Here is a 26,245-nt window from a genome sequence, read left to right as displayed (position 1 = left end):
TGCACAAGAAGGCTTTTTTATTTTTTCAAGCTAGCAGCGGGCTCTTGAGAAGAACGTTCGATAAACTGGACAAAATCTTCTCCGTATATGCTTCGAATCAGAGCCGTCAGCTCAACAAAGTCAGGCAGCTCTCCGTAAACATCTCGAAGCGGCATTGCTCCTTGAAACAAAGGATTTTCAAGAGGATTATAATCCTCGAGCGTTTTTAAAAACATCTTTTTTCCTTCTTCTGTGAGCTGTACGTATGTATTCCGCTTATCTTTCTCATTTTTAGAAAGGGTAAGATAGCCCCGCAAGTGCAATTTTTTTGCAAAGTTAAAAGCTGTGGATAAATGCATGACGCCTAGCTTTGAAATGTCAGTCATCGATGCAATTTCCAGCTGATAAGCAATCCCCAAAATGTGATGCTCATTAATGCTCAGATCGTACGGCTTAACCCACTGCTCCCAATCCTTTTCAGTAGACTTCCAAAGAGCTTTGCTTACTTGCATCACAAGCTGATTAAACAGCATGGCATCTTTAATCGTATCTTGATTTAACGTGCGTTTCACCTCTTCACTTCCTCTCTAGAAATGCAACCGTTCACATCATTTTCCCGTAAGACTTTATAAACAAAAAGAATGAAAATATATACAAAATATTATACATGATTGCTTATATATTTCAACTTATTTTGCATAAAAATAAATTTAAACGTTTCTTTATGTAAAAAAACAGGTGTGAACGCTGAACGTTCACACCTGTTTTTTAATGAATATACCGTTTACCAACCAGAAGGTTTGAAATAACGTCCGTTGGAATTTCAAACTCAACGTTTCCCATATATCCTGGGGCGACTTTATATTTATCAAATACAATTCTAAGCTTGTGATCTTTCGTAATGTAGAAGCTTTGATTCTCAGCAATCTCTTTAAAAGGATCCATATCTTCTTCAGTCAGCCAGTAGATTTTGCCTTCTTCATGTTTCATTTGATCTTTCATTTGCTGTTTAATATTTTCACTAATGACCTTTATATAGCTTTTATCTTTGAACAAACTTGGAAGCGTGACGAGCACTTCATGTTTTTTATCAATCGTGTCGTACTGATTGACGCTCGACGTTGAAGCTCTCGATTCTTCCACATATCGATGAACCACAAGCAAATCATCGGTATCCGTCATAATATCATAGCCGCTGCTGACAGCCACGTTTCCTTTCTCTCCTTTTTGTAATGTTTTCATCTCTTTTTTAAACTGTTCATACAGCTGCTCGTTTTCTTTTATATACTTTTCATTCAAGCTTGTTTGAAGACCTTTGTTTTCCAAGCCTGAAATCGATGGTGTTTTCACGTCAATACGAGAATGCTTTTCTTCTTGCTTTAGTTCATCAAATGTGATCACTTCTACTACTTTTCCAATTACAGGAATTTTCGCCATTGCATTTGCCGCGTCTGGACTCACATTCACCGTTGTGATAAAAATAACCGCTGCTGCGGCAATTGCGCTCGGCCAAATATAGGATTTCTTTTTACGAGGATGTGAAGAAAGTGCCTTTGCAACAACATCATCTAATTCCTCAGGAATAGGAATGTCATGATACTGCTTCTTTAACTTTTCTATTTTTTCATTCATTGTTCTAAGTCCTCCTCCGTCATCTTAATCCGCAACAGGTTCAACCCTCTATAGAGCCTTGTCTTTACCGTGTTTACATTTTCCTCAATGATTTCAGCAATTTCGTCCATTTTTAAATCTTCGAAAAACCGCAGAATAATAATGGTTTTATATTTAACTGGCAGGTGATCCATTGCTTGCTTTAAATCGATATCTTCATACTGGTCTTCACGTCCGCTGCTCAAGTACTCAAGCGCTTCATCGTCCATAAGCGTTAAACGTTTATGCTTGCGCAGGAAATCGATTGCTGTTCGTACAACAATTTTATAAAGCCAGCTTTTAATCGATTGAATATCCTTGATAGTGTCTATTGAAATGAGTGCTTTTTTAATCGATTCTTGCATAATATCAAGCGCATCTTCTTGATTTTTTACATAGCTGAAAGCAAGCCGGTAAAAATCCTCTTTATGCTCGGTTATGCACGCTACGAGCATCTGATGTGCATCATGTTTTTTCATCATCTTTCATACCCTTCTATTTTCTCTTGCTGAAGTACATCTATAAGGTAGACGGAATGAGTAGAAAAATAGTTTGGTTTTTTTAAAAAAAAGTAAAACTAAATGATGGTCTCATGCGTCTATTAGGTAGATATATACAAAAAGGGGAATATTACCACATGAAAACCATGGGCTACAAACGTATTTTGACACTGCTTGGATGCTGTATTTTGTTTCTTGGTACAGCAGGGTATATCGTCAAAGCAAACAGTACAGAGAAAAAAACGGCAAGTATTCAAACAGATCAAACCTATCCAAACGTTGAAATTCAAACGCTAGTGAAAGACCTTACCGACGGAGGCTATGCTATTAGCTACCCTTCCTTTGGTAAAAAAGAAATCGATCAATCTATTCAAGCTTATGTAACAGCTCAAGTGGCACACTATGAAAAAAAGCTAAAGAAGCAGTCAAAAAAGAAAAAATCTGAATTAACGATTACATATAAAATCGTCCATTACAGCAAGCAAACGCTAAGCGTTGTCTTTGATGAATATGAATCTGTAAATGGAGAGAAAGGAACGTCTTCTCTCAAAACCTTTACCTTTGACCTGCCTGCTCAAAAACAAATGACGTTAAAGAATTTATTTAAAGAAAATGCAAACTATTTAGATCGCCTTTCGGCTATTTCATATGCTGAATTAAAAAAACAAATGGAAACAGCTGATTTTGACCCGGACCTTCAAAAAGGAACTCAGGCAGCTAATCAAAATTTCAGTCAGTTTGCGCTGCTTGAAAACAGTATTGTGATCTATTTTAAGCCTTATCAGCTAGGTGCTGAACAAACAAAAACCAAAACAATCGCAATCCAAAAAGATTTATTTAAAGACGTGCTGAGCGATGCTTACAAAGACGAAGCAGCAAATAAAAATAAAGTCAAGGAAACGCCTCCAAAACATATCGTTAACGAAATGCCGCAGCAAGGAGCGCCTATTGATCCAACTAAAAAAGTCGTTGCGATGACCTTTGATGACGGACCTAACCCTGCATCTACCAATGTGATTTTAGATGGATTAAAAGAAGTGAACGGGCACGCTACCTTTTTTGTGTTAGGAAGCCGCGTTCAATATTATCCTGAAATAATCGAACGTATGGTCAAGGAAGGCAACGAAGTTGGAAATCACTCTTGGGATCATCCTCAGCTCACACGTTTGAACGAAGCCCAGGTCAAACACCAAATAGGCGATACCCAAGCGCTCATTAAACAAGTAAGCGGCTATGAACCACTGCACGTACGCCCTCCTTATGGAGCCGTCAACGCAAATGTAAGACGTTATATCGGAAATGTTGGCGTGACTCTATGGGATATCGATCCCGAAGACTGGAAATATAGAAACGTTCCTCACTCCGTTCAAGCGGTTATGAGCCAAGTCGGAGACGGAAAAGTTATTTTAATGCATGATATTTACCAAACAAGCGCCGAAGCAGCGGTTGAAATTATGAAGCAGCTTCACGCACAAGGGTATCAGCTTGTTACGATTTCACAGCTAGAACAAGTAAAAAAAGAGCGGGAGCAGCTGCATGTGCAGTAGCAGATAGCAGACGAACGCGCTGCAGCTATTAGGATGGCTGCAGCGCGTTTGTTTTTTTCATGCGATGTTTAATAAGTGCTATACAGAGCAGTGTAAACGGAATCACTACGTGAAAAGGGATAAAAAGCAACACCGGCATAATCGTTAGCCCTTCTTTTAAATGCTCTTGAAAATTACTTGCAATCGTCAAAGAAAAAAATAAAATCACCGTGCCCACAGGATATGTCAGCGCAGAAGGTCGTTTCACCTTAAACAGTGTGGAAAGTCCAACAATCACGGCGTAAAAAAAGACGCTGATTTTAACAAATCCTCCGATGACTAATGCAATCATAAAAAACACGTCCAGCCGTTCTAGCTATTACTTCAAATCCTTTGTGCACCGTATAAATAATTAACAGCATCAGCGTCACATTCATTACAAATAAAGGACTGTCGCTTGTTCCTCTGACGCCGAACCTTCTGTTTCCTTTTTATTGTCTTTGTTTTTTTTATTTTTAAATAAAGAAGGCACGATTAAAAACACCTTTCTTTTCTTTTTTTAGCTTTTTCCAAATAAATGCTTTGTATGCAATTTTTAATAGAGCAATCAAAGCGTAAGACAAAAAAAATAACAAAAACTATCGGTAGAATGTTTTTAAGAAGAAAACAAAAACGGAGAGTGAGACGTATGAAAATCGTTTGGATATCAGCTTTGCTGTTAGGATGCTTAATGGGATTTTCTATCGGAGTGGATATGATGCAAGGATTTAGTTTTTCCATGGCCTTGCAAAATGCCTACAGTCCGTTTCGTGTTATGGAGTTCGCTGAACTATTTGTCCTTTTTTTCCTTTTGTTCTGTTTTGTAGCTGAAGTGTTTTATCGTTCATTTAAAGTGAAAAAAGCAAAACAGGGACAAAAATAAAACTCCGTAAAAAACACATATTTCTCCTTTTTACCACCTATTCTCCTTCTCATTTAAATGTTATAATTTTCATAATTGGAAAAACTTTTACACGCCTTTCTACATGGAAAGCTGTACGCTTAAACTACAAAATAAACATTGACTTTGAACTAAAAGGTGAAGAAATGATGAAAAAAAAATTAGCCGTTATTAGTACAGCTTGCTTACTTATTCTTGCAAGTGATCCCATCCCTTCTTATGCTACTCCCGATTCCCCGGACTCCTCTTCCGACGTTTTGGACCAGTCAACAGACGTGGATACAACTGAAGATGTAAAAGCAATTTTTGACTCCCTCTATCAAGAAGGCTATTCGCTTGGAGAAGAAGATGGATACGCACAGAAAAAATTCGAACAGTTTGATCAAACAACAGGACTGGACAAATCTTCTGAAGAATTCACGTGGTTTATGATGGGGTATACGGTAGGATATAAAAAAGGACAGCAGCAAAAAGAGGAAGAACTCAAGACTGAACAAGAAAATGAAATGGCTGCCGGCGAAGAGGAAGGCTATCAGCAAGGTGTCCTTGATTACAAACATGCTACTATTCAGTCAGAAATCGACCCTTTTCCTTCTAAGTCATCCGACTGGAATAAAGGGTATGTTCAAGGCTACAAAAAAGCTATTTCTTTAATGGACTTATCTGTTAAAGCAAAAAAAGAAGGCTATGACCGAGGTCTTGAAAATGACTCAATGAGTGTTCCGAGCATGTATGATGATGAGGATGTCACACGTCAGGCTTTTACAGAAGGCTTTGAAACCGCTCAAGCCGAAGTGCTGAAGCAGCAAAAAAAGCAGTTTGAAAAGCAGGGCTACGTACAAGGCTATCACGACCTTTCATTAGAAGTACCTGCAGAAGCAGAAGGCGAATTGCAAACAGCCTTTGAGCAAGGATATGAAAAAGGACAGAAACAAAAGCAAAAAGACGTAAAAGCAGACGGATACGACTCAGCTTTCACTTATCAGACCTATAGAGCGCCTAAAAGTCTTCAGGACAAGCCCGAGCTAGAAAAATGGTACAAAGCAGGTTTTTATTCGAATAAAGATGTGAAATCTTTACAGCAAAAAGCTTATAAAGACGGCTGGAAACTCGGAAAAGAAGTGAGCGTTCCGAGAAAATACAAGCAAAATAAAGCTGCGGTGGCAATGTACAAGAAATATTTTGAGCAAGGCCAAAAAAAGCAGGATAAAACAGTGAGTCATATCCTGCTCGGCAGCGGTATTGTTCTTACACTGGTTGCTCTTATCACACTATGGAGGCTCCGCCGACGTAAAAATGAAGACACAACACTAGATAGCTAAAAACGAGTACATAAAAAACCCGGAAAATCACGATTTTCCGGGTTTTTTATGTTAAATAATCATTCGTTTATTTTCCGCAAGCTGAACTTCTTGCTCTTGTTTTGACTGATTTTGTTTTCGAATTTTCAAATAATAATAAACATAGCAGCCTATAAAGAAAATACCTCCGCAGTATAACGCCATTCGCTGCTCGGGATCAAACGCAAGACTGATCATAACGATACAGTTCGTAATAAGCGCTACGATAGGAAGAACCGGATAAAGAGGTGTTCTAAATTTCAGATCTTCCACTTTTCCACCTTTAGCCACGTAAGCACGACGAAATGCAAGCAGTGAAGCGGTAATCGCAATCCAGCCAATTTGAGCACCGAGTCCAGCGAGTGAAATCAGCCATACAAAAACGGTTTTAGCTGCCACTACGCTTGAAAGCAGCGAAAAACATGAAATCACAAGCGTAATTAATAGTGCATTAAACGGAACTCCTCTTTTGTTAACTTTTCCAAGCGCAGGACTTGCCATTCCTTCTCTTGAAAGAGAATAAAGCATACGTGTAGCCGCGTAAAATCCAGAGTTTGCGACTGAAAGAAGAGCTGTTAAAATGATAAAGTTCATAATATCCGCCGCGTAAGGTACACCTACACTGTCTAGCACAACAACAAATGGGCTTTCTACGACGCCTGCTTTTTCACGAGGAATCATGCTTGCTAGGACAAACACGGATAAGACGAAAAAGAAAAGCGTACGCCAAACCGTTTGCTTAATCGCTTTTGGAATTGTTTTTTCTGGATTTTCACTTTCCCCTGCTGCAATTCCAATCAATTCTGTTCCTTGGAACGAAAAGTTCACCGTAATCATTGTAATCAGCAAAGCCGTTACGCCATTTGGAAACAGCCCTTCGGCAAAGAAGTTTGATAGAAGCGGTGCTTCCTGTCCGCTTTTCATATCAATGAGTCCAAACATTGCCGCTCCGCCTACAACAATAAACATAATGATGGCGAAAATTTTAACGCTTGAAAACCAAAATTCTGTTTCACCAAATGCTTTAGCTGAAAGTGCATTTAGTGAAAAAATTAACGCTCCAAAAATGGCGCACCATAACCAAACGGGCGAGTCTGGGAACCATCTTTGCATTAATTGTCCGGCAGCTAAGAACTCAAGCGCCACCGTTACTGCCCATCCTAGCCAGTACAGCCATCCAATCGCAAAACCGGTTGCAGGGCCGATAAATTTAGTGGAGTACGTTTGAAACGATCCTGCAACTGGCATAGCAACGGATAATTCTCCAAGACACAGCATCGTTAGATACATAATGATCCCTCCTACTAAGTAGGAAATCATTGCTCCCATCGGACCTGCTTCATTGATGGTATAACCTGAACCAAGGAAAAAACCGGTACCAATACATCCCCCTAGTGATATCATAAAAAGATGCCTTGTTTTCATCGTTCTTTTTAATTCTCCTGGCTGTCCCTGTGGAATATTCATCCCATTTCCTCCCTTTGCTGCATAAAAATGAAATCGCTTTCATTTTTTTAGGTTTATTTTGTTTTTATAGCCGCTTACTAGGTAGCTCTTCATGGCTGAAGTCCATTAATGCCGGATGTTTTTCAAATGGCGCCAGCCCCGTAGCGAGGATGGCAGCCGCTTAGCCCTGCATGAACGTTTATTAGATCATAACAGATTTTCTTCTACACGATACCTATTAAGTAGCTCTTTCTTATAAAAGCTTATCGCCAAACAATGAACTCATTAACGCAACCGCTACTTCTGCAGTTTTGTTATGCTGATCTAAAATGGGGTTCACTTCTACAAATTCAGCAGATGTAACCATGTCTGCTTCCGCTAGCATTTCCATTGCTAAATGACTTTCTCTGTAGCTGATGCCGCCTTTTACAGGTGTACCTACGCCTGGTGCATCATCCGGATCTAAGCCGTCTAAGTCCAGCGACAGGTGCACGCCGTCTGTACCGCTTAAATAATCAATCGTTTCTTTCATCACTTGCGTCATACCTAAACGATCAATTTCATGCATGGTATACACTTTAATTCCTTTTTCTTTAATTAACTCTTTTTCACCATCATCCAATGAGCGTGCACCGATAATAACTAGATTTTCAGGTTTAATTTTTGGGGTATACCCTCCAATATTTAAAAGTACAGGATGTCCAATACCAAGGCTCACCGCTAACGGCATGCCGTGAATATTGCCTGATGGAGATGTTTCAGCGGTGTTTAAATCACCATGAGCATCATACCATATAACGCCTAAATTTTCTGAACCTTTCGCGACTCCTGCAAGCGTTCCAATTGCAATGCTGTGGTCTCCGCCTAATATTAACGGAAAGCGGTCTTGCTCTCTCACTTCTTCAACTCGTGCAGCAAGCTGTTCATTTCCGCTGGCTACAGCCGCTAAGTTTTTCAAATTCGTATTTTTATCTACGTCTGCCCGCTCTTTAATTTCTACTTTAATATCGCCTTCATCGTGTACGGTATAGCCAAGAGCTTCTAAGCGTGTATTCATGCCTGCATAGCGAATCGCGCTCGGCCCCATGTCTACACCCCTTCTTGTTTGTCCGTAATCCATGGGTACACCGATAATTGAAATGTCTTTTTTCATTTTCTATACCTCCGTTGCATTTTATTTTGTGTGAAGTAAACATAGGTGTTTATTTAACTATGTATTTTTTTCATTGATACAGCCCCTCATCTAGTTCTTATGCAAAAATGATGCCAACTTTGTTTGTAGCATTCTATCAGTCTTTTTATCATGGGTTTTCTTACATGCGCCAAAAAAACTGTCGATTTCTACAACTTTTTGGCAAACCACGCCAATTTTTTTGTCATTTGGTTTAAAATCGCCAATTTTATTTGCTTTCATAAAAAAGAGATGCGACATAATAAATTCCATTCAACAGCTAGAAGTAACTACACACAGAAAACCTACATTTGTCATACCCATAAAAAAATCCGAACGAGTTGGATTCTTCATCAAGAATCTCAATTCATCGTTCGGATTTTTCTTCACCTAAAATACTTTTGTCCCAGTCTCTTTTTTAATTTGTAATAACGTCTCCGTCTTCATCATCGCCTGTATCGTCTTCACCAGGATCTTTTTCTAATGAGACCACTTTCTTTTTGTCATCCCATTTCACTTTGTAGCCAAGTGATTTGGCTACTTTGATAACTGATAAATAAGAGTGATGATTTGGTTTATACAGCTTTAAGTCACTCGAATCAATGACGCCTAAGCCTAACAGCAGGCGATCGGATTGAACGTAAGGCTTTCCATCAATCAGCTTCACTTGCTTATCAGTAAATGGATAAACGGCACGGTTGACTTCAACTGTAAACTCTCCTTTTTTCTCTTCTTTAATTGGTTTTGGCTGTTTGGATACATATTTAATTGCGTCTACTCCTAATACCGTGCCTTGGCGCGTATTATCAGCGCCTCCGTACATTTTCCCCGTTTCATAGTCATAGATAACCGCTTGAACGTTTCCAATATGCTCAGGCTTTTCTTCAAACGCATGTCCTTTAGCCATCATTTCAAGAAGTGTATCTTGGCTAAAGCCAGGTTCCCATCTTACGGTTGGATAGCCGCCTGAATAAATACGAGGTGTTAAAATCGCTTTTTGAATCGGCATCTTATGGTCAATAACATTCATAATCGTTTCTGCTACAGACGCAATAATGGTTGGGCCTCCCGGTGAGCCAATTGCCATGAACGGCTTTCCGTCTTTTAACAGCATCGTTGGAGACATGCTGCTTCGAGGACGTTTTTTAGGCTCAACCTGGTTCACGCCTCCCGGAGTGGCATCAAAATCCGTCATTTCATTGTTGAGCATAAATCCGTAGTCAGGAACCATAATTCCTGAACCAAAAACTTGTTCAATGGTAGTCGTGTAAGAAACCATGTTTCCCCATTTGTCTACAACAGAGAAATGAGTCGTTTGGCCGATTGGATTTTCTTCCTTTACTGTTGCTTTATTTGGATTTTCTTTTCCTTCATATTTCCAAGGGTCTCCTTCTTTGACGTTAGGCGTTGCTTTGTTTGGATTAATTAATTTACGACGTTCTTTAATATAATCTTCATCTAACAGTCCTTTTTTCGGCACTTCGTAAAAGTCTTCATCTGCCATATACGCCGCGCGATCCGCGAAAGCTAAGTGCATCGCTTCCGTTAAATGCTGCAAATACTGAGGCGTATTGGAACCCATTTTTTCTACATCATAACCTTCCATTAGCTTTAAAATCTGCTGAACGGTTAATCCGCCGGAGCTAGGAGGAGCCGCACTAACCACATCGTAGCCTCGGTAAGTTGTTTTAACCGGCTCACGTTCTTTTACAACGTAATTTTTCAAATCATCCATGGTCATGCTTCCATCGCGTTTTTGAACTTCTTTAACAAGCGCTTTTCCAATTTCTCCTTTATAAAGAGCGTCTGATCCTTCTTTTTGAATAAGCTTTAATGTTTTAGCAAGATCCGGCTGAACAAGCTTATCTCCTTCTTTTAACGGCTTGCCATTCGGCACGAATACATTACCGGCCGTTTGGTATCTTTCAAGCTTGTCCACATTTTCATCAATGTACTGAGCCATCGACCAATTTACTTTGATTCCTTGTTCTGCTTGAGCAATAGCTGGTTTAATAACATCTGATAAGTCCATTGTTCCATAATCTTTAAGGGCTGTTTCTACTCCTTTTAGCGTACCAGGAACTCCAACTGCTTTTCCTGTTATGTGACGCTTACTGAAAGGGATGACTTTTCCTTTTGAATCTAAAAACAGCTTAGGCGTGACATCAGCTGGTGCCATTTCACGGCTGTCTAGCATCGTAATTTTATCTTTCTTTTTTTCATAAATCATCATAAAGCCGCCGCCGCCGATACCTGACATCATCGGTTCCACAACGTTGAGAGATAATTGAATGGCAGCTGCCGCGTCCACAGCATTTCCGCCTTCAGCTAAAACTTTCCTTCCCGCTTCAGCAGCCAGCGGGTGAGATGCCGCTACAATTCCTTGTGTAGCACCTCGTTTCATTGAATGGTCGACACCCGGAACTTCAGCAGCAGCTGGTGTGACAACTAAACTTAAACTAAATAATGCAATAACCAACATCTTCATAACCTTCACCTGGGTCTCCTCCTTCAAATACATTATTTCACATCGTCTGAAACGATGGATTTCACAAAGAATAAATTGGTTTATTATGATATTTTTTACATATGTGTATAAATAAAAAGCAAAGTAAATCAGACCTTTGCTTTTTTTAGTTAGTCGCATGTTTAACTTTTCTCTATTCATTTACAATTATCTATATTTTCTAACAATTTATCCATAGGCTGATAGTTTCTTACTATTTTTGGAATTATGTAGACTGAACGCTCTAATAATATAGAAAATCTAGCAGTTAAGAAGTCGTTGGACTTACATGCACTTCTTAAAATTTCTACAAATATTCTTATTGTTATATAAAAAGCAATTCTTTATGAAAATCAGCATATGTTTCCTAAAAACCAAAAATAAAACAGGACTTTTGATTCACCGTCCTGTTTGCAGCATGTTTTCGACTTTTTTAATATCCGCGTGAGTAGGATTGATTTCCCGGGCATAAGCGATTTGTTCTTTCGCTTTTTCCATTTCTTTTAATTGAATATAGGTTTTTGCGAGTTCGAGCGGCAGCATAACCCCTTCAAAACCAAGATCTTGGGCCCGCTGCAAGTAAGACAGCGATTTTTCGTAATTCCCTCCAAACATAAGCGGAGTTTCCCGGTATTTTATTCCTCGAACGAAATGCGCCAAGCTTGAAGATGGATTTAATGTTAATGCCTGATGAAGAGCTCTGTCCATTTCTAAATTTAATACCATTTTTTCAAAAATAATTGATTCTTCGATTTGCTTTGCTAAACAAACTGCTAAGTAACAGTACAAATCAGATGCTTGAGGTTTTTTCTTCATTTCTTGTTGAATTTCACGTTTGATCTCTTTCCACTTACCCTCTTCTAGCTGATTCATGACGTATTCTACATGTATTCCCACCACTTTGCCCTCCTTTTCCTCTTTATCATAAAGGATTTCTGCACAAATGAAAAAAGTAAGTGTTCTTCATTTTTCTCAAAAGATCGTTACCGTTAAAAAATAGGCAAATTTCTCAATCACTTAACCCAATTAGTACATAGGATATAGAGAATTTTATTAAAGGAGGTTACACATATGGGCGCAAAAGGCGGTTTTGGTTTTTCATTTATCGTTGTTTTATTTATTCTATTAGTAATCGTAGGATGTTCTTGCTACTACTAATTTTTAGAGGGGATGAACATCATTCATCCTCTTATTTCAAAAAAAACCATGCTTTCGCATGGCTACATACCGATTAGATGAATGAGTAGAGGAACTCATTGTTCGGCAATATTGAAGAAATTTTTGGTTTTTACTTCCGCCTAGTATGCCCTTTTTGACGGGGGCTATGCGCAAATAAAGTTAACGTTTAAAAGCGAAAGCCAGACGCACCTACAATAACAAGTAAAACAAATAACACAACGATTAACGCAAAATTTTGTTTCCCCACGTACCATCCCTCACTTTCTGTTATCTGCTTTTAGTGTATGCAACAGCTTGGCAAAATGTTTAGGACAGGGGTGCGGATTTTTTTAACGAGAAAAACCTTCAAATTTCGTCAAAAAAGTGAATCATATTTTTGTTTCTTTCGTTATATATAGTAAGAGATTTTTTTACTATAAAAAAGGGGGGCCTTTAATGCGCCGACATTCTAAATTGCCCATTGTTCTTGTCTTTGCCTTCTTTTTATTCATCGCAACTGTTTTGTGCGTAACCTCTTATATGTCTTGAACGTATAAATAATATAAAAAAATCGCCTCATCGAAGGCGATTTTTCTACCCCAGCATTATATCTTCGTTTGGGTAACGAACGGCTTCACGCTTTTGCTTAGATAATGAAAACGCAAGCGTTAATGGCCCCACTTTTCCTAAAAACATGATAAAGATAATAATCACGCGTCCAAAGTACGAAAGTTCAGGAGTTGCTCCCATTGATAAACCTACTGTTCCAAATGCAGAAACAACTTCAAACATAATTTTTACAAACGGCAGGTTTTCCGAAATATTTAACAGGAAAATGGCCCCAAATACAAACATAATTGAAATCATCGTGATGGCTAGTGCCTTAAACACGTGAAGAGGAAGAAGTCGTCTCTTTAATAGCACAATATCTTCCCGGCTTCGTAAAAATGCCCATACAGAAAAAATAATCACCACAAACGTCGTGAGTTTGATACCGCCTCCTGTTGAAGCACTTCCTGCACCAATAAACATTAACATAACCATTAAAAATATAGTGGAATCATGCAAACTTCCTATATCGATACTATTAAAACCTGCTGTACGTGTCGTTACAGCTTGAAAATAAGATGCCCACACTTTGTCTCCTAATGACAAACTTCCGAGCGTATGTGGATTGCTGTACTCCAAGAAAAAAATAAAAAGCATGGCAACCACGTTAATCGCAAACGTGCTGATGATCATAATTTTCGAATGCAGCGTTAGCTTTTTATAGGATTTTTTTACCCACATATCTGCAAGGACGGTAAACCCTAATCCACCGATAATGAACAAAAAAGAAATCGTTATGTTAATAATGGGATCTCCTACATACTGAACCAGGCTGTCAGATAATAGTCCGAACCCTGCGTTATTAAAAGCCGAAATCGAATGAAACAAGCTAAAGAACAGCCCCTTAGACCATCCGAACTCCGGAACCCAGCGTATCGCTAGAAAGATAAGTGCAACAAACTCAATTAAAAATGAAAAGATAAACAGTCTTTTAACTAGCAGGACAACTCCGCCGATGCTCGTTTGATTTAATGCCTGCTGAACGAGCATACGCTCTTTAAATCCAATTTTTTTACCTAGCATCATAAAAATCAACACGGCAAATGACATAATGCCAAGACCGCCTATTTGAATTAACAGCATAATAATCGTTTGACCAATGACGGTAAAACGCGTACCTGTATCTACGACAGCTAAGCCGGTTACTGTCATCGCGGAAGTAGACGTAAAAAGGGCGTCTACCCACCGGATGGGCTCAGTAGTAGAAACAGGCATCATCAATAGAAGAGCACCTATAATAATTCCTCCGCCAAAAATGGAGACAAGCAGCTGCGGAGGGGTGAGTTTAATGATTTGTTTTTTCATAAGTTAAACTCCTTCTTCTTCAAAACGGTTCAAATCGCGATTATGTCCGATAACAATTAGCATATCTCCTTGTTCAATTATTTCATGCGCGGTAGGCGAAATCACCATTTCCCCGTCTTTTCGCTGAAAGCCGATAATGTTGCAGCCGTACTTGGCACGAATGTTCAAATCAAACAGCGTTTTATTATGAAGTTTCTTAGAGGCCACAATTTCGACAATACTATAATCCTTTGACAGTTCAATGTAATCAATGATCTTTTCTGACACCACGTGATGAGCAATACGCTTAGCAATATCGCGCTCAGGATGAATGACTTTGTCCGCTCCTATTTTCTCCAGCACCTTTTGGTGATACATATTTACTGCTTTTACCCATACTTGCTTAACGCCCATATCTTTTAAAAGCATCGTTGCGAGCACGCTCGCTTCGATATCATCCCCAAACGAAATAAGAGCATGATCAACATTGCGAATACCTAGCCCCTTTAAGCTAGCTTCATCAATTGCATTCGCCTGCACAACATATGTAGCTGAGTTGCTAAATTTATTTACTACCTCCTGATTGCGGTCAATAGCGAGCACATCCACATCCAGATTAGCAAACTCTTCAACCAAACTGCCTCCAAAACGACCTAATCCCAATACAGCAAACTGTTTTTTCATAATGTATTTATTCCTTTCTTCAACTGCTGTGTGTTCTCTTAGCTTATACTTTTTCTAAAAAATTACATCTTTTTCTTAAAAAAAGCGCAAAAAAACACAGGAAGGCTCCTGTGTTTTTTCACACTCTTCCCCCTCAAAACGCTTGCGAAGTTAGCTGTCGGGTTCGGGTTTTAAGAGTAACCCTACCTTTTTAAGGATTCACCCCGGAGCACAATATGTGCGTAAATAATGGGTCCTCCGCTCCGTAATGGATTAAGCGATTTTTATTCAAATGTCTATGATCTATTTTTTAGAATAATCGATTCGATTCATGATACATTTCACTTCACGAAAGCTATCTTACTCCTGTGGATTTTGTCTGTCAAGATATTTTTAGGGAAGACCTCACTTGCCCTGCAAGCTGCAAAAATCGTATAAATCTAAACTGACAATCATTTTGTGAAATTGATCAAATAAATTAATAACAGCTAAAAGCTCTAACAGCTGCGTATCACTGTAAAATTTCTTTAATTGATTCATATCAGCATCCGTCAACTCCTTTGGACGCACCCGGTATACATCAATAAATCGAAACAGCAGGCGATCTTTTTCTTCCAGCTCTTTTTCTCTTAACACTTTTTGATTAAGCGTCTCATCGCCTACATATGACATGCTCATACACGTCTCACAGCCGTTAACACCTGCTAGATAAAGCCTTATTTTTTCCTTAGTCTCTTTTTCTACTATATCGCTGTTCCAAAGCGTGTCGTAAAGCTCATCATACAATCTTTTTACATGCGGAATTAAATTCAATGCTTTTTCAAAATTTGTTCCCTCTTCGTTTGCTAACAAAACTCTTGCCATTTTTCACTCACTCCTTTTTAATTATTATAGTAAGAAAAATGGAAATTTCAGATTACATATAAAACATCTTATCGACTATTACTAATCAAATGAAACGTTAATGAGAAAGAAGGTTTTCAATTGAAAATTGATGAAATTGATTTATCGATTTTGCAGGCGCTGCAGCAAAACAGCCGCCTTTCCTTACGAGAGCTAGGAAAACAAATTAATTTGTCTCCTCCTTCGGTGGCAGAGCGAGTAAGGCAGCTAGAGAGCTTTGGCGTTATAAAAGGGTATACGATTGATATTGATTATGAAAAGCTGCATTTGCCCGTGTCGTGTTTTATTGAAGTAACGATGAAAAACGGAGAGCACGAGCGTTTTAAACGATTTATTTCTCAGTATCCCTACGCTTTATTCTGTGAACGCATCGCCGGGCAAGCCTGCTTTATTACAAAGCTTCAGCTTCCTCACCTGCACATACTCGAACAATTTATTAACGAAATTACACCTTATGCCAAAACGATTTCACACATCGCCCTTTCTCACGTAGAGATGGCTCCTGCATTATTGAGTCATTTAAAAGATGAAAAGTGATTGAAACGTAACGAAAAAATCCGAACGAATCATCGTTCGGATCTTCTTTCCATTACACTACTTTTGTCCCAGCCTCTTTTATTCGTCCAACAGCATAAAAAATAACCCTCCAAAGCTGGAGGGTATAAATTTTCCGAATAATGAAAGTTTTACAACTTCATTTTATCAGGTGCCGACATTTCTGTCTACTTAAAAATGTAAAAGAGCTCTCTATTAATAGAAAGCTCTTTTACCTGCTTGTTTTTTGAAAACAATCAATCTATATAAAAGGAAACTACCTAAGGCTGAACGTCACGTGAAACCTTGGCAGTTGATCCTGGATATACCGGTTGATATGATTCAAAACAAGTTCTTTCATCATTTCTTCTTTAACTTCTGATTCCGTTTTTTTATCTTTTTGTTTTAAAATAAGAATATAATAAACTTTACCCATTTTAATGGGCTCACTACTCTCTCCGATGTGCTGTTTTTTTAAAACATCTATAAAAGAAGGAGATAGACTTGAAAGCTTTAGATTATCAGCATTCTCTATTTTGCTCACTGTCTGGAATTCAGCATATTTTTTTTGAACGTCCTGAAGCGATGTTCCCTTTTGCAGTTCAGCCGCAGCGGCAGCGGCATCATGTAAAGTGGAAAAAGCCAGCTGCGTAAAAGATACGCGCGTTAGATCGTTTTCAATACGTTTATAGTAAGCAGTTAGTTCATCAGACGTAATTTGTTTGCGGAAATATTCTTCTAATTTAAACTGATTCGTTAGCTGGTTGGTTACATCACTGGAACGAATATTTAACACTTCATAACCTTGTTTTCTTGTATCCTCGTCATATGAGCGTTTAATTTGCTTCCACATATCCTCAACTTGTTTTTGTACTTTATCGCTTGTCTTTAGATGGGAAATTAAGATTTTTTGCATAACAAGCTGCCGCAATAACTCTTTGCGGTAGCTTGTATCATTTAGAGGAGCATCTGGATTTAAGAACCCTTCAACGGCTAAAAAACGGTTGAATTCAGCTCCTGTCACCTTGCCTCCCTCATACGCTGCCAGTTCTTTGGTAGAAGATAGCTGACTAATTTCTACAGAAGGAAACATCGTGTTTGAATGCTTCCCTCCGCAGCCGGTTAAAAATCCGAACGCTGTTAATACTGCTAGCAGCAGCTTTAACGGTGTTGAACTCATCCATTGTTATCCTGCTGTTCTGAAAGCTTCAGAGAAATAGTTTGTTTTTTTCCATTTCGATACACGTCTAATTTTACCGTGTCTCCTACTTTACGTTTTGTGTATAGATATTGACGTAAATCACTGGATGTTTTGACTTCGTTTCCATCGATGGCAACAATCACGTCTTTTGATTGTAAACCTGCATCAGAAGCAGAAGAGAATGGTTCAACCGTCGTTACGACAACTCCTTCAGACGTATCGCTTGTTAGGCCTAGCTGGTTTTGTTTTGTTGCAGCTGAAAGCTGACCTACATCTTGAAGACCTACCCCCATATATGGACGCGTTATTTTCCCATTTTTCATCAGCTGTTCAATCGTCGGCTGCACTTCATCACTTGGAAGAGCAAAGCCGATGCCTTCTACATTGTCTTCTGAAATTTTCATACTGTTGATGCCGACTACTTCACCGGAAGAATTGATAAGTGCACCGCCGCTGTTTCCTGGATTAATCGCCGCATCCGTTTGAATTGCATCTACGTTCCAATTTTCTGAAATAGGGACAGAGCGTTTTGCTGCGCTCACGATACCTTGTGTGACCGTACGAGAAAACTGTTCACCAAGAGGATTGCCGATTGCAAGCACCGTTTCACCCGCTACTAAATCCGATGATTTCCCGAACTTCGCCACTTGTTCAACATTTTTGTCAGACATCTCAAGCACCGCTAAATCCGTTAGCGCATCAGCTCCGACAATCTTAGCTTTTTCTTTTTGTCCGTTTGAAAGTGACACTTCTACTTCGCTTGCGCCGTCAATAACGTGGTTATTGGTCACAACGTATGCTTTTCCATTTTCTTTTTTGAAAATAACACCGGAACCCGTTCCTGCTTCTTGGGTTTGGGTATCTCCAGAAAATGGATTTGTTTGCTGTTGAATATTGTTCACGCCTACAACAGCAGCTGATACTTTATTTACAACTGAAACAAGATCTGACTGATTCACGGTTGTGCTTACTGTTCGAGGCGTTGTGCTCGTTGTTGTTGCCGTTTGAGTCTGCGTTGTTTGATTCGCTGTTTGCGTATCAGCTGAATCCATTAACCCCAGCTGCGGAGCACCGTATAGCACAATTCCTCCTCCAAGTACTGCTCCGGCGATAGAAGATGCAATCACTGGAAATAAGCGTCTTCTTGGAGGCTGTGATGATGACGCAGGCTGATACTGATCGTATCGCTGCTGGCGGTTTTCATATTCTTCTTTTCGTTCTTGCTCTCTTTCATAATCACGTGGATCCATGAAAAACACTCCTTTTAACGTAGCAAATTTTATGTTATCTATACTATAAAATAAAAGTTTGGGATAAGTATCAAAACAATGTGTGAAATTGTGAAAAATTTCTTTATAACAGCAAACACGTAGTATAATAGCGGGTACATAGACCTTTAAAGAAACGCGCACATATGGCGTAATATGCTTTATTTACCTTAATTTTCATATATTCAGAGGAAGGTGTCAAATTTGAGCTTTACACTATATTTAGTAGAGGATGAACAAAATTTAAACGAAGTTTTAACCCTTTACCTTCAAAAAGAAGGCTGGGACGTTCGCTCATTTTTTAACGGCACGGACGCCAAAGAAATGATTGCAACTCCTCCGCATCTGTGGATTTTAGATATTATGCTGCCTGACATTGACGGGTATCAGCTCATTCGCGAAATCAAGCAGCAAACGCCCCAAGTGCCTGTTATTTTCATTTCAGCCCGCGATGCCGATATTGACCGGGTTCTTGGGCTTGAGATGGGCAGCGACGACTATTTATCAAAGCCTTTTTTGCCTCGTGAACTAGTTATTCGAGCAAACAAACTGCTAGACCGCGTATATGGTTCCAATCAAAAGAAAACCGATACCATTACGCTGACTCCTTATGAAATCGATTTACATACCCGTACAGTCAGTGAAGATGGAAAGCCGATTGATTTAACGTCTAAAGAATTTGATTTTCTTGTCACTATCTCAAAAGACCTTGGACAGGCTTTTTCACGGGAGCAGCTGCTGAATCTCATTTGGGGAGAAGATTATTTTGGCACAGACCGAGTGGTGGATGATTTAGTAAGACGCGTGCGTAAAAAAATGCCGCAAGCACGAATTGAAACGATTTATGGATATGGATACCGGATGATGAAAGCATGAAAAACAAGTCGCTTGCATTTCAAATTTGGCTCGTCATCTCCGGTATTTTACTGCTTATTTCAATTTTGCTCGCTATTTTATTCCCAACGACGCTCAGGCAGTTCTTCACGAATGAAATTTATACCACTATTGAAAATGAACAGCATATTTTAAAAGAATACGGACTGCCAAGCCGCTCAGGTGAATACTACTTTAGCAACGAAGACAGTGAACCAACACTTGGAAATCGAACCGTGGATCATATTTTATTACCTGAACATGCGGATATCTCGTATTTTTCATCACGGGTGTTGCCTCAAGACTTTTTGAGAAAAGCACAGGAAGATGCAATCAGTCAGCGAAAAATCGTCGCTCGCTATGAAAAAGATCTTGGCAACCGGACGCTTTTTTATGTAATTCGAAAAGTAAGCGTAAACGGACAGCCTGCTTTTTTGCTTTCATTTTCGTGGGATACGTATCGCAACGCGCTCACTTCTACTCTGTTTAAACAGCTGCTTCTTGTAATTTCAATTGTATTTCTATTCAGCTGGCTTCCATCTATTTGGCTATCAAGATATTTAAGCAAGCCGCTTGTATCACTTGAAAAAGATGTAAAAAAAATTGCCGAACAAAATTGGCATGAGCCCGTTACAGTCAACCGTTCCGATGAAATTGGCAAGCTAGGCGCCTCCATCGAGCAAATGCGCAAAAGGCTCGTATCTAAAGATGAAGCACAGCAAACGCTGCTTCAAAATATTTCACACGATTTAAAAACACCGGTTATGGTGATTCAAAGCTACGCTCAGTCGATTCAAGACGGCATTTATCCAAAAGGTGATTTATCTCAAACGGTAAAAGTTATTGAAGATGAATCCAAAAATCTTGAGAAAAAAATCCGCGATTTGCTTTACTTAACCAAACTTGACTATATGTCCACTCATCAGCTTGCACAAGATGACTTTGATTTTACTGCACTTCTTCATGAAGTAGTGGATCGCTTGCGGTGGAGGCGCCCTGAAATACAGTGGGAATTTGACGACGCAAACGCAACGATTAAAGGAGATAAAGAACTGTGGACAAAAGTTCTTGAAAATGTACTCGACAATCAGCTGCGCTATGCCGAGACGAAGGTTTCACTTTCACTTGCTAAACACCAAACGAACGTTCAATGTACAATCAGCAACGATGGTCCGCCGATTGATCAAAGCGTGCTTCAACACTTGTTTGAACCGTTTAAAAAAGGAGCAAACGGTGAATTCGGTATCGGCTTAAGTATCGTAAAGCGTATTGTTACGATGCACGACGGAGCAATTACGGCTGAAAACACGAACACCGGAGTAACGTTTTCACTTACTATTCCTATATAAACTAAAAAAGCAAGGGATTCGAATCCCTTGCTTTTTTATGAAAAAATTGATGTATAGGCATAAAGAGCCGGTGAACCGCCTGAGTGGACAAACACCACATTTTCATCCTTATTAAAATAACCTTTTCGAATTAAATCAATTAGACCAGCCATCGCTTTTCCCGTATACACAGGATCCAATAAAGTCCCTTCCGTACTGGCCACAAGTTTAACTGCTTCCACCATCTCTTCTGTCGGAACAGCATACCCTGGACCTACGTATTCATCCATACATACAATCTCTTCTTTTTTAAAAGGCGTTTTACTATGTAAATGATCATAAAGTTCACTCGTCAGTTTGGCAACTTTTACTTCTTGCTCTTCTTTAGCACGACTGACATTCATTCCAATAACAGATACGTCACTTTGAAGACCTTGAAATCCTGCCACTAATCCTGCATGCATGCCTCCGCTGCCGCTTGTGCAAACCACATGGCTAAGCTTTATTTGCTGCTCATAGCTTTGCATAAGCAGCTCTTGTGCACAGGCAGCGTATCCGGTTGCACCGATAACATTCGAACCTCCTACTGGAATTAAATACGGTTTATGACCTTTTTCAATTAGCTCTCGCTCTACTGTTTTCATTTCGGCTGTCAAATCAGAACCTTCAGCGACAAACCGCATGTCATGAACGCCTAATAAATGATAAAGAAAATAGTTTCCTGTGGGCTGATCGCTTGCTTTATTTTCGCCTTCTTCCAATACGAGCACGCATTTCATTTGTTCTTTTACAGCCGCAGCGAGCGTCAAACGACAGTGATTGGATTGTATCGCACCGCACGTTACAAGCACGTCTGCTCCTTGCGCCTTTGCATCAGCTACTAAATATTCAAGCTTGCGTGTCTTATTTCCGCCACCTGTCAGTCCAAGCATATCATCTCGCTTCATATAAATTGAAGGTCCATTTAACTGCTGAGATAAAACCGATAGCTTTTCTAAAGGTGTAGGGGAATCTGTATATTTTCTTCTAGAAAATTGAGTTAAGTTCATGCTCTCATCCTCTCTTTCATATTTGTTCTATTTTACCATATAGAAGCTTTTGAAGAGCTTTTTACGAAAGGGCTCTCTATAACTTGTATACATAAGAACAAGTAGTCAACATACATTAAACCATATAAACAGTTTGAAGGAGTGTTTTCAATGAGTGAAAAAGCAGTACTTTGCAGCGTCTCACGAGTAGTCAAATCACAGCACATTTTTCCAAATGACCTAAACAATCACCACACCCTTTTTGGAGGAAAAATTGTCGCTGACATGGACATGACGGCTTCTCTTTCAGCAGCTAAACATTCACGAAAGACGTGTGTTACGGCTTCCATTGATCACGTTGATTTTATCGAACCCGTCACCGAAGAAGATTTTATTTCATATGAAGCATTCGTTGTTGTTACAGGAAAAAGCTCCATGATTATTTTTGTTAAAGTGATTGCCGAAAATTTATTAACGGGCATTAAGCGTATCGCAGCTACTTCTTTTCTCACCTTTGTTGCATTAGAAAACGGGAAACCTGCCTCCGTTCCTCAAGTTATTGCTCAAACTGAGGAAGAAAAAAGCCTTCAAAAAGTAGCTCTTGAACGAAAAGAATCCAAAAAAACGCAGGTTGAGCACAGCAAAGCGATTGCGAGCATTTTATCTAAATCTTTGCGCAGCAGTAATTAAGCTCTTCATCTAAAAAGCAGCTGTCTGCTTTTTAGACGAAGTTTTTTTAGTTTTCACATTGTTATTTAATGTAATATGCGATATATTGGTTTTATGAAAAATAACATTCAACCTCTCAAACGACTTTCTTTAAGGGAAGAAGTCTATCAAACACTTAAACACAATATTGTCATGCTTGAATTTCAGCCCGAACAAAAGCTTCAGGATAAAGAACTGGCTGAGCAGTTTGGAGTTAGCCGCACTCCTGTTCGAGAAGCATTAAAAAGGCTTGAAGATGAAGGCCTTGTCCAAACGACACCTGGCTCTTCTACAAAAGTGGCTCCATTAAACCTTGAGGAGGCAAAACAATCTTTTATTGTCGTCGCAGCTCTTCATGCACTTGCTGCTAAGCTGGCTTGTACTTCGTTACAAGAAGAAGATATGGGCGAACTAATCAAACACAATCAATCTCTAGAACATGCAATCAAAACAAGAAATGTCCTTAAAGCGATCGAAGCGGATGAAGCATTTCATTCCGTCTTTTTAAAACGGGCGAACAATATAGAGCTAGAACGTGTTGTAAAACAAACAAGCGCCAAAATTCAGCGTCTGGAAATCGCTCGTTTTTCGTCTCTTGCTAGCCTTGCTTCGGTTGATCAGCACAAAGAAATCATAAACGCTTGCGGTCAAAAAGATGCCGCACTGACATCGCAGCTTGTCGAAACGAACTGGCTGACGCTAGGTGAAGCGCTGACAAGTGAGGAGGAATCCAAGTGAAGCCTCTTTTATTAGGCATTGCTGCCTCATTCTTTTTTGCTTTTACATTCGTTTTAAATCGAGCGATGGATTTATCAGGAGGCAGCTGGGCGTGGAGCGCGTCGCTGCGCTATTTTTTTATGGTACCTCTTTTACTTGTGCTCGTTTATTTTTGGGGTGGTATTAAACCTGTGGTGGCAGAAATAAAAGCCCAGCCTCAAAAATGGCTGCTTTGGAGCACGGTTGGATTTGGGTTATTTTACGCTCCTCTTTGTTTTGCTTCAGCCTACGGTCCCGGCTGGCTTATTGCAGGAACTTGGCAAATCACAATTTTATCGGGGTCTCTCCTAGCTCCTTTGTTTTACAAGGAAGGAAAGAAGCGAGGAGGCATTCCCTTCAAGCAGCTAGGTTTTTCGTTTATTATTTTAATAGGAGTTGTGCTCATGCAGCTTGAGCATGCGACTGAACTGTCAGCCGCTACTGCCTTGCTTTGTACCATTCCCATTTTAATTGCCTCTTTTGCGTACCCGCTTGGCAACCGTAAAATGATGGAAGTGTCGTCACTTAATACGTTTCAGCGCGTGCTTGGAATGACGCTTTCAAGCCTGCCGTTTTGGATTATTCTTTCTGTCTATGCCTGCGTGACCGATGGACTACCAAAAACAACTCAGATTTATCAAAGCAGTTTAGTTGCTTTACTTTCAGGAGTATGTGCAACAGTTTTATTTTTTGCAGCAACCGACCTTGTTAAAAAAGATTCTCAAAAGCTAGGTGCAGTTGAAGCTACACAATCGATGGAAGTTTTATTTGCCCTGCTAGGAGAGGTCTTCCTTCTATCAAGTCCTTTGCCATCGATTCTTTCTTGGGTTGGAATGGGAGTTATCATAGCAGGCATGGTCCTTCACAGCTACCAAACAAGTCATAAAAAAGCTATACCGCAAAAAGAATTGACCTACTAATTAATAACAAAAAAGAGCGTCTTAGTCGGCGCTCTTTTTGTTTATACAACAGATCTTCTTTCTAAATTGAAGACATTCACCTGCTCAGCATCAAAGCGGCTTAGCAACGAATCTACTCCGTACTCAAGTGCAAAAGCACGTTCATTTTCTGAAATCGGAACGGCCTGCAGGAACGTTACTTTTTTATCAGATAGTTCAATCGTTGAAAAATTATCCCATAAAAACGGCGGAATCAGCAAAATGTGCTGCATATGAAAGCTGTCATCAAGCACTGCAATAACGTCTTTATAAATAGCTCCTGGGAAGATGGACACATGAGATTTCATCATATGGAAAATACAGTTTGCTAAAATAGCAGAATAAATACCGAATTCCTCATGACAAGCCCCAACGATTTCAATTCGAAGCGGGATCCCTCCAACTGTATAGCCTGTCGGACATTGATGTCCACCGAGCGTTGCATACGCGGTTACGTCTTGACGCGGATGGTTTTCACACGCCACAACGTGAATACCATGCTTTTTTCTTTCATCTGAATAATCTTCAATTCGATCCTTTTGACCAAATACATCTATTGCTTTATGTATAATTAATTCTTCATCTTTTGTAAAATTACTCATAAAAAACCTCCTTGCTTGCGACCTTAAAAAGCTCCCTACTGTACAGCATATACTACTGCACTCGCTTACGATATAGTTTTTAGAAAATGTGATAGAAATGTTATCGTTTCGTAACATACTATGAAATTGTATCAAGAAGCAAACGAGAAACCTTAACCAATTTTTTCTTTTCCCATAAAAAATAGAGCCTGCACCATGGCAGCCTCTATTTTTCATGACATTATTATGAAATAATTTGTAATTCTTTTGGGTACTTCGTTAACGTTTCGTATCCATCTTTTGTAATGATTACATCATCTTCGATACGCACGCCTCCGAGTCCTGGAATATAGATACCCGGTTCAATTGTATATACCATGCCTTCTTGAAGCACATCGTCATTGTTGCGGCTCATTGAAGGAAACTCATGCACGCTGATGCCAAGACCATGACCAAGACGATGCAAGAAATACTCTCCATATCCTGCTTCTGTAATAATATTGCGTGCTACCATGTCCAAGTCGCCAATGCGAGTTCCGGGCTTGGAAGCTTCAAGTGCTGCCTGCTCAGCGCGCTGTACCGTTTCATAGATTTCTTTTTGCTTATCATTAATAGACTTGTAAGCGACTGTACGTGTAATATCTGAACAGTATCCGTCTAGCACTACACCTAAATCGAACAGAACCATATCTCCTGGCTTTAACGTGCGAAGACCTGGGTTCCCATGCGCTTCTCCCGTTTTTTCACCAAATAAAACCATCGTTGAAAACGACATCTCACGAATTCCTTTTCGCTTTAGCTCGTATTCAATTTTAGCCAGAACATCCATTTCCGTAACGCCTTCTTTTAAAGCAGCTACACCTACTTCTACACCAAAATCAGCTAAGGCAGCTGCCTTTTGAAGAATCTCAACTTCACGCTCATCTTTAATTAAACGCAGCTGATTTAACTTCTCTTCTGCTCCGACTAGCTCAGCGTTTGAATATAAGCTAAGCAGTTCTTCTGCTCTCGCATACAGCAGCTGCTCTTTCTCTACAGCAACCTTTTTCACATCTATTACGTTTCGTTTATGTAAAGCTTCTTTAATAAGTTTCCAAGGATTTTGATGATCTTCATATCCAATCACATCAAACTTCCAGCCCGCTTCTTTTGCTTGTCCCACTTCCATTGATGGGCAAACAAGCATCGGCTCCGCTTCGTTAAACACAAATAAGCCAAGCAAACGCTCATGCGGATCCGTGTGAAATCCAGTTAAATAAAATACGTTTTCGGTTGACGAAATAAAGGCTGCTTCTACATTCTTTTCTTTTAGCCACGATACGACTTTTTGTAAACGTGCTTCCATTAAAAAAACC

The 26,245-nt window shown here is 39.5% G+C and carries 27 protein-coding genes and 1 riboswitch; of the genes, 10 read left to right on the top strand and 17 right to left on the bottom strand.

Features of this window, described 5'->3' with window-relative positions; translation table 11 throughout:
• Positions 1 to 17: 17 nt before the first annotated feature.
• The 3 genes from AC0KUU_RS05025 to AC0KUU_RS05015 all read right to left on the bottom strand — a co-directional run bounded on the left by AC0KUU_RS05025 (position 18) and on the right by AC0KUU_RS05015 (position 2,108).
• On the bottom strand, positions 18 to 551 hold the full coding sequence (locus AC0KUU_RS05025; RefSeq protein WP_013084563.1) for an HTH-type transcriptional regulator Hpr: 534 nt from the start codon (positions 549 to 551) through the stop codon (positions 18 to 20).
• Between the two features lie 196 nt (positions 552 to 747).
• Positions 748 to 1,611 carry an anti-sigma-V factor RsiV gene (gene rsiV, locus AC0KUU_RS05020; protein ID WP_043978433.1) on the bottom strand — a complete coding sequence of 288 codons (864 nt, stop codon included), beginning with the start codon at positions 1,609 to 1,611 and terminating at the stop codon, positions 748 to 750.
• On the bottom strand, positions 1,608 to 2,108 hold the full coding sequence (locus AC0KUU_RS05015; protein ID WP_043978734.1) for an RNA polymerase sigma factor: 501 nt from the start codon (positions 2,106 to 2,108) through the stop codon (positions 1,608 to 1,610). Before AC0KUU_RS05015 ends, rsiV begins: the two co-directional genes overlap by 4 nt.
• 158 nt (positions 2,109 to 2,266) lie before the next feature.
• Between AC0KUU_RS05015 and AC0KUU_RS05010 the strand changes: the two genes are divergently transcribed.
• Positions 2,267 to 3,676 (top strand): polysaccharide deacetylase family protein, encoded by a 1,410-nt coding sequence (locus AC0KUU_RS05010; protein WP_322552367.1) that lies wholly within the window; start codon positions 2,267 to 2,269, stop codon positions 3,674 to 3,676.
• Between the two features lie 28 nt (positions 3,677 to 3,704).
• Here the strand turns inward: AC0KUU_RS05010 and AC0KUU_RS05005 are convergent, their stop codons facing one another.
• On the bottom strand, positions 3,705 to 4,022 hold the full coding sequence (locus AC0KUU_RS05005) for a GerAB/ArcD/ProY family transporter (RefSeq protein ID WP_272911111.1): 318 nt from the start codon (positions 4,020 to 4,022) through the stop codon (positions 3,705 to 3,707).
• Positions 4,023 to 4,343: 321 nt separating this feature from the next.
• On the opposite strand from AC0KUU_RS05005, the gene AC0KUU_RS05000 reads away from it, so the two are divergent.
• Together AC0KUU_RS05000 and AC0KUU_RS04995 are read left to right on the top strand one after the other, a co-directional pair.
• A complete protein-coding gene (locus AC0KUU_RS05000) occupies positions 4,344 to 4,577 on the top strand; it encodes a YczF family membrane protein (protein ID WP_043978427.1) in 234 nt (77 codons plus the stop codon).
• A gap of 167 nt (positions 4,578 to 4,744) precedes the next feature.
• On the top strand, positions 4,745 to 5,917 hold the full coding sequence (locus AC0KUU_RS04995) for a hypothetical protein (protein WP_230184464.1): 1,173 nt from the start codon (positions 4,745 to 4,747) through the stop codon (positions 5,915 to 5,917).
• Between the two features lie 51 nt (positions 5,918 to 5,968).
• Here the strand turns inward: AC0KUU_RS04995 and AC0KUU_RS04990 are convergent, their stop codons facing one another.
• From AC0KUU_RS04990 to AC0KUU_RS04975, 4 genes are all read right to left on the bottom strand, one after another.
• A complete protein-coding gene (locus tag AC0KUU_RS04990; protein ID WP_043978423.1) occupies positions 5,969 to 7,402 on the bottom strand; it encodes an amino acid permease in 1,434 nt (477 codons plus the stop codon).
• 232 nt (positions 7,403 to 7,634) lie between these two features.
• Positions 7,635 to 8,534 (bottom strand): arginase, encoded by a 900-nt coding sequence (gene rocF, locus AC0KUU_RS04985; RefSeq protein ID WP_013058586.1) that lies wholly within the window; start codon positions 8,532 to 8,534, stop codon positions 7,635 to 7,637.
• A gap of 436 nt (positions 8,535 to 8,970) precedes the next feature.
• A complete protein-coding gene (ggt, locus tag AC0KUU_RS04980) occupies positions 8,971 to 11,049 on the bottom strand; it encodes a gamma-glutamyltransferase (protein WP_080781592.1) in 2,079 nt (692 codons plus the stop codon).
• Between the two features lie 408 nt (positions 11,050 to 11,457).
• A complete protein-coding gene (locus tag AC0KUU_RS04975) occupies positions 11,458 to 11,955 on the bottom strand; it encodes a tetratricopeptide repeat protein (protein WP_230184466.1) in 498 nt (165 codons plus the stop codon).
• A gap of 174 nt (positions 11,956 to 12,129) precedes the next feature.
• Between AC0KUU_RS04975 and AC0KUU_RS04970 the strand changes: the two genes are divergently transcribed.
• Positions 12,130 to 12,216 carry a YjcZ family sporulation protein gene (locus AC0KUU_RS04970; protein ID WP_016765201.1) on the top strand — a complete coding sequence of 29 codons (87 nt, stop codon included), beginning with the start codon at positions 12,130 to 12,132 and terminating at the stop codon, positions 12,214 to 12,216.
• A 187-nt stretch (positions 12,217 to 12,403) separates the two neighbouring features.
• Here the strand turns inward: AC0KUU_RS04970 and AC0KUU_RS04965 are convergent, their stop codons facing one another.
• The 4 genes from AC0KUU_RS04965 to AC0KUU_RS04950 form a co-directional block, all read right to left on the bottom strand.
• Entirely contained in the window at positions 12,404 to 12,484 is an 81-nt protein-coding gene (locus AC0KUU_RS04965; protein ID WP_016765202.1) for a YjcZ family sporulation protein, read from the bottom strand.
• Positions 12,485 to 12,810: 326 nt separating this feature from the next.
• Entirely contained in the window at positions 12,811 to 14,130 is a 1,320-nt protein-coding gene (locus AC0KUU_RS04960; protein ID WP_043978418.1) for a TrkH family potassium uptake protein, read from the bottom strand.
• Between the two features lie 3 nt (positions 14,131 to 14,133).
• Complete coding sequence (locus AC0KUU_RS04955) at positions 14,134 to 14,793, bottom strand: potassium channel family protein (protein ID WP_013058591.1); 660 nt, start codon at positions 14,791 to 14,793, stop codon at positions 14,134 to 14,136.
• A 124-nt stretch (positions 14,794 to 14,917) separates the two neighbouring features.
• Positions 14,918 to 15,062, bottom strand: a riboswitch (cyclic di-AMP (ydaO/yuaA leader).
• Positions 15,063 to 15,177: 115 nt separating this feature from the next.
• Positions 15,178 to 15,636, bottom strand: a complete 459-nt coding sequence (locus tag AC0KUU_RS04950) for a carboxymuconolactone decarboxylase family protein (protein WP_043978417.1) — start codon at positions 15,634 to 15,636, stop codon at positions 15,178 to 15,180.
• Between the two features lie 120 nt (positions 15,637 to 15,756).
• Between AC0KUU_RS04950 and AC0KUU_RS04945 the strand changes: the two genes are divergently transcribed.
• Positions 15,757 to 16,212, top strand: a complete 456-nt coding sequence (locus AC0KUU_RS04945; protein ID WP_043978416.1) for an Lrp/AsnC family transcriptional regulator — start codon at positions 15,757 to 15,759, stop codon at positions 16,210 to 16,212.
• A gap of 274 nt (positions 16,213 to 16,486) precedes the next feature.
• On the opposite strand, the gene AC0KUU_RS04940 is transcribed toward AC0KUU_RS04945, so the two are convergent.
• The gene (locus AC0KUU_RS04940; protein WP_043978414.1) at positions 16,487 to 17,389 is read right to left on the bottom strand and encodes a peptidyl-prolyl cis-trans isomerase; all 903 of its coding nucleotides are present in this window, start codon (positions 17,387 to 17,389) and stop codon (positions 16,487 to 16,489) included.
• Positions 17,386 to 18,660 (bottom strand): S1C family serine protease, encoded by a 1,275-nt coding sequence (locus AC0KUU_RS04935; RefSeq protein WP_013084577.1) that lies wholly within the window; start codon positions 18,658 to 18,660, stop codon positions 17,386 to 17,388. Before AC0KUU_RS04935 ends, AC0KUU_RS04940 begins: the two co-directional genes overlap by 4 nt.
• 222 nt (positions 18,661 to 18,882) lie before the next feature.
• Here AC0KUU_RS04935 and AC0KUU_RS04930 point away from each other — a divergent pair, with 222 nt between their 5' ends.
• Positions 18,883 to 19,554 (top strand): response regulator transcription factor, encoded by a 672-nt coding sequence (locus AC0KUU_RS04930; RefSeq protein WP_043978411.1) that lies wholly within the window; start codon positions 18,883 to 18,885, stop codon positions 19,552 to 19,554.
• On the top strand, positions 19,551 to 20,900 hold the full coding sequence (locus AC0KUU_RS04925; protein ID WP_043978408.1) for a sensor histidine kinase: 1,350 nt from the start codon (positions 19,551 to 19,553) through the stop codon (positions 20,898 to 20,900). The genes AC0KUU_RS04930 and AC0KUU_RS04925 overlap by 4 nt, the downstream gene beginning before the upstream one ends.
• Before the next feature lie 35 nt (positions 20,901 to 20,935).
• Here AC0KUU_RS04925 and cuyA read toward each other — a convergent pair whose 3' ends face one another.
• Positions 20,936 to 21,928 (bottom strand): D-cysteate sulfo-lyase, encoded by a 993-nt coding sequence (gene cuyA, locus AC0KUU_RS04920; RefSeq protein ID WP_237074197.1) that lies wholly within the window; start codon positions 21,926 to 21,928, stop codon positions 20,936 to 20,938.
• Positions 21,929 to 22,078: 150 nt separating this feature from the next.
• Here cuyA and AC0KUU_RS04915 point away from each other — a divergent pair, with 150 nt between their 5' ends.
• The 3 genes from AC0KUU_RS04915 to AC0KUU_RS04905 all read left to right on the top strand — a co-directional run bounded on the left by AC0KUU_RS04915 (position 22,079) and on the right by AC0KUU_RS04905 (position 24,291).
• Positions 22,079 to 22,597: an acyl-CoA thioesterase gene (locus tag AC0KUU_RS04915; RefSeq protein ID WP_034649541.1), complete on the top strand. Its 519-nt coding sequence runs from the start codon at positions 22,079 to 22,081 to the stop codon at positions 22,595 to 22,597.
• Between the two features lie 75 nt (positions 22,598 to 22,672).
• Positions 22,673 to 23,353: a GntR family transcriptional regulator gene (locus AC0KUU_RS04910; RefSeq protein WP_043978395.1), complete on the top strand. Its 681-nt coding sequence runs from the start codon at positions 22,673 to 22,675 to the stop codon at positions 23,351 to 23,353.
• A complete protein-coding gene (locus AC0KUU_RS04905) occupies positions 23,350 to 24,291 on the top strand; it encodes a DMT family transporter (RefSeq protein ID WP_013084583.1) in 942 nt (313 codons plus the stop codon). The genes AC0KUU_RS04910 and AC0KUU_RS04905 overlap by 4 nt, the downstream gene beginning before the upstream one ends.
• A gap of 41 nt (positions 24,292 to 24,332) precedes the next feature.
• Here the strand turns inward: AC0KUU_RS04905 and AC0KUU_RS04900 are convergent, their stop codons facing one another.
• Together AC0KUU_RS04900 and AC0KUU_RS04895 are read right to left on the bottom strand one after the other, a co-directional pair.
• Positions 24,333 to 24,911: a suppressor of fused domain protein gene (locus tag AC0KUU_RS04900; protein WP_013084584.1), complete on the bottom strand. Its 579-nt coding sequence runs from the start codon at positions 24,909 to 24,911 to the stop codon at positions 24,333 to 24,335.
• A gap of 223 nt (positions 24,912 to 25,134) precedes the next feature.
• Positions 25,135 to 26,235 (bottom strand): M24 family metallopeptidase, encoded by a 1,101-nt coding sequence (locus AC0KUU_RS04895; protein WP_322552369.1) that lies wholly within the window; start codon positions 26,233 to 26,235, stop codon positions 25,135 to 25,137.
• Positions 26,236 to 26,245 lie beyond the last annotated feature (10 nt).

This window comes from Priestia sp. ST2 (genome assembly GCF_055810735.1).
This window is presented reverse-complemented; position numbering and strand designations above follow the sequence as displayed.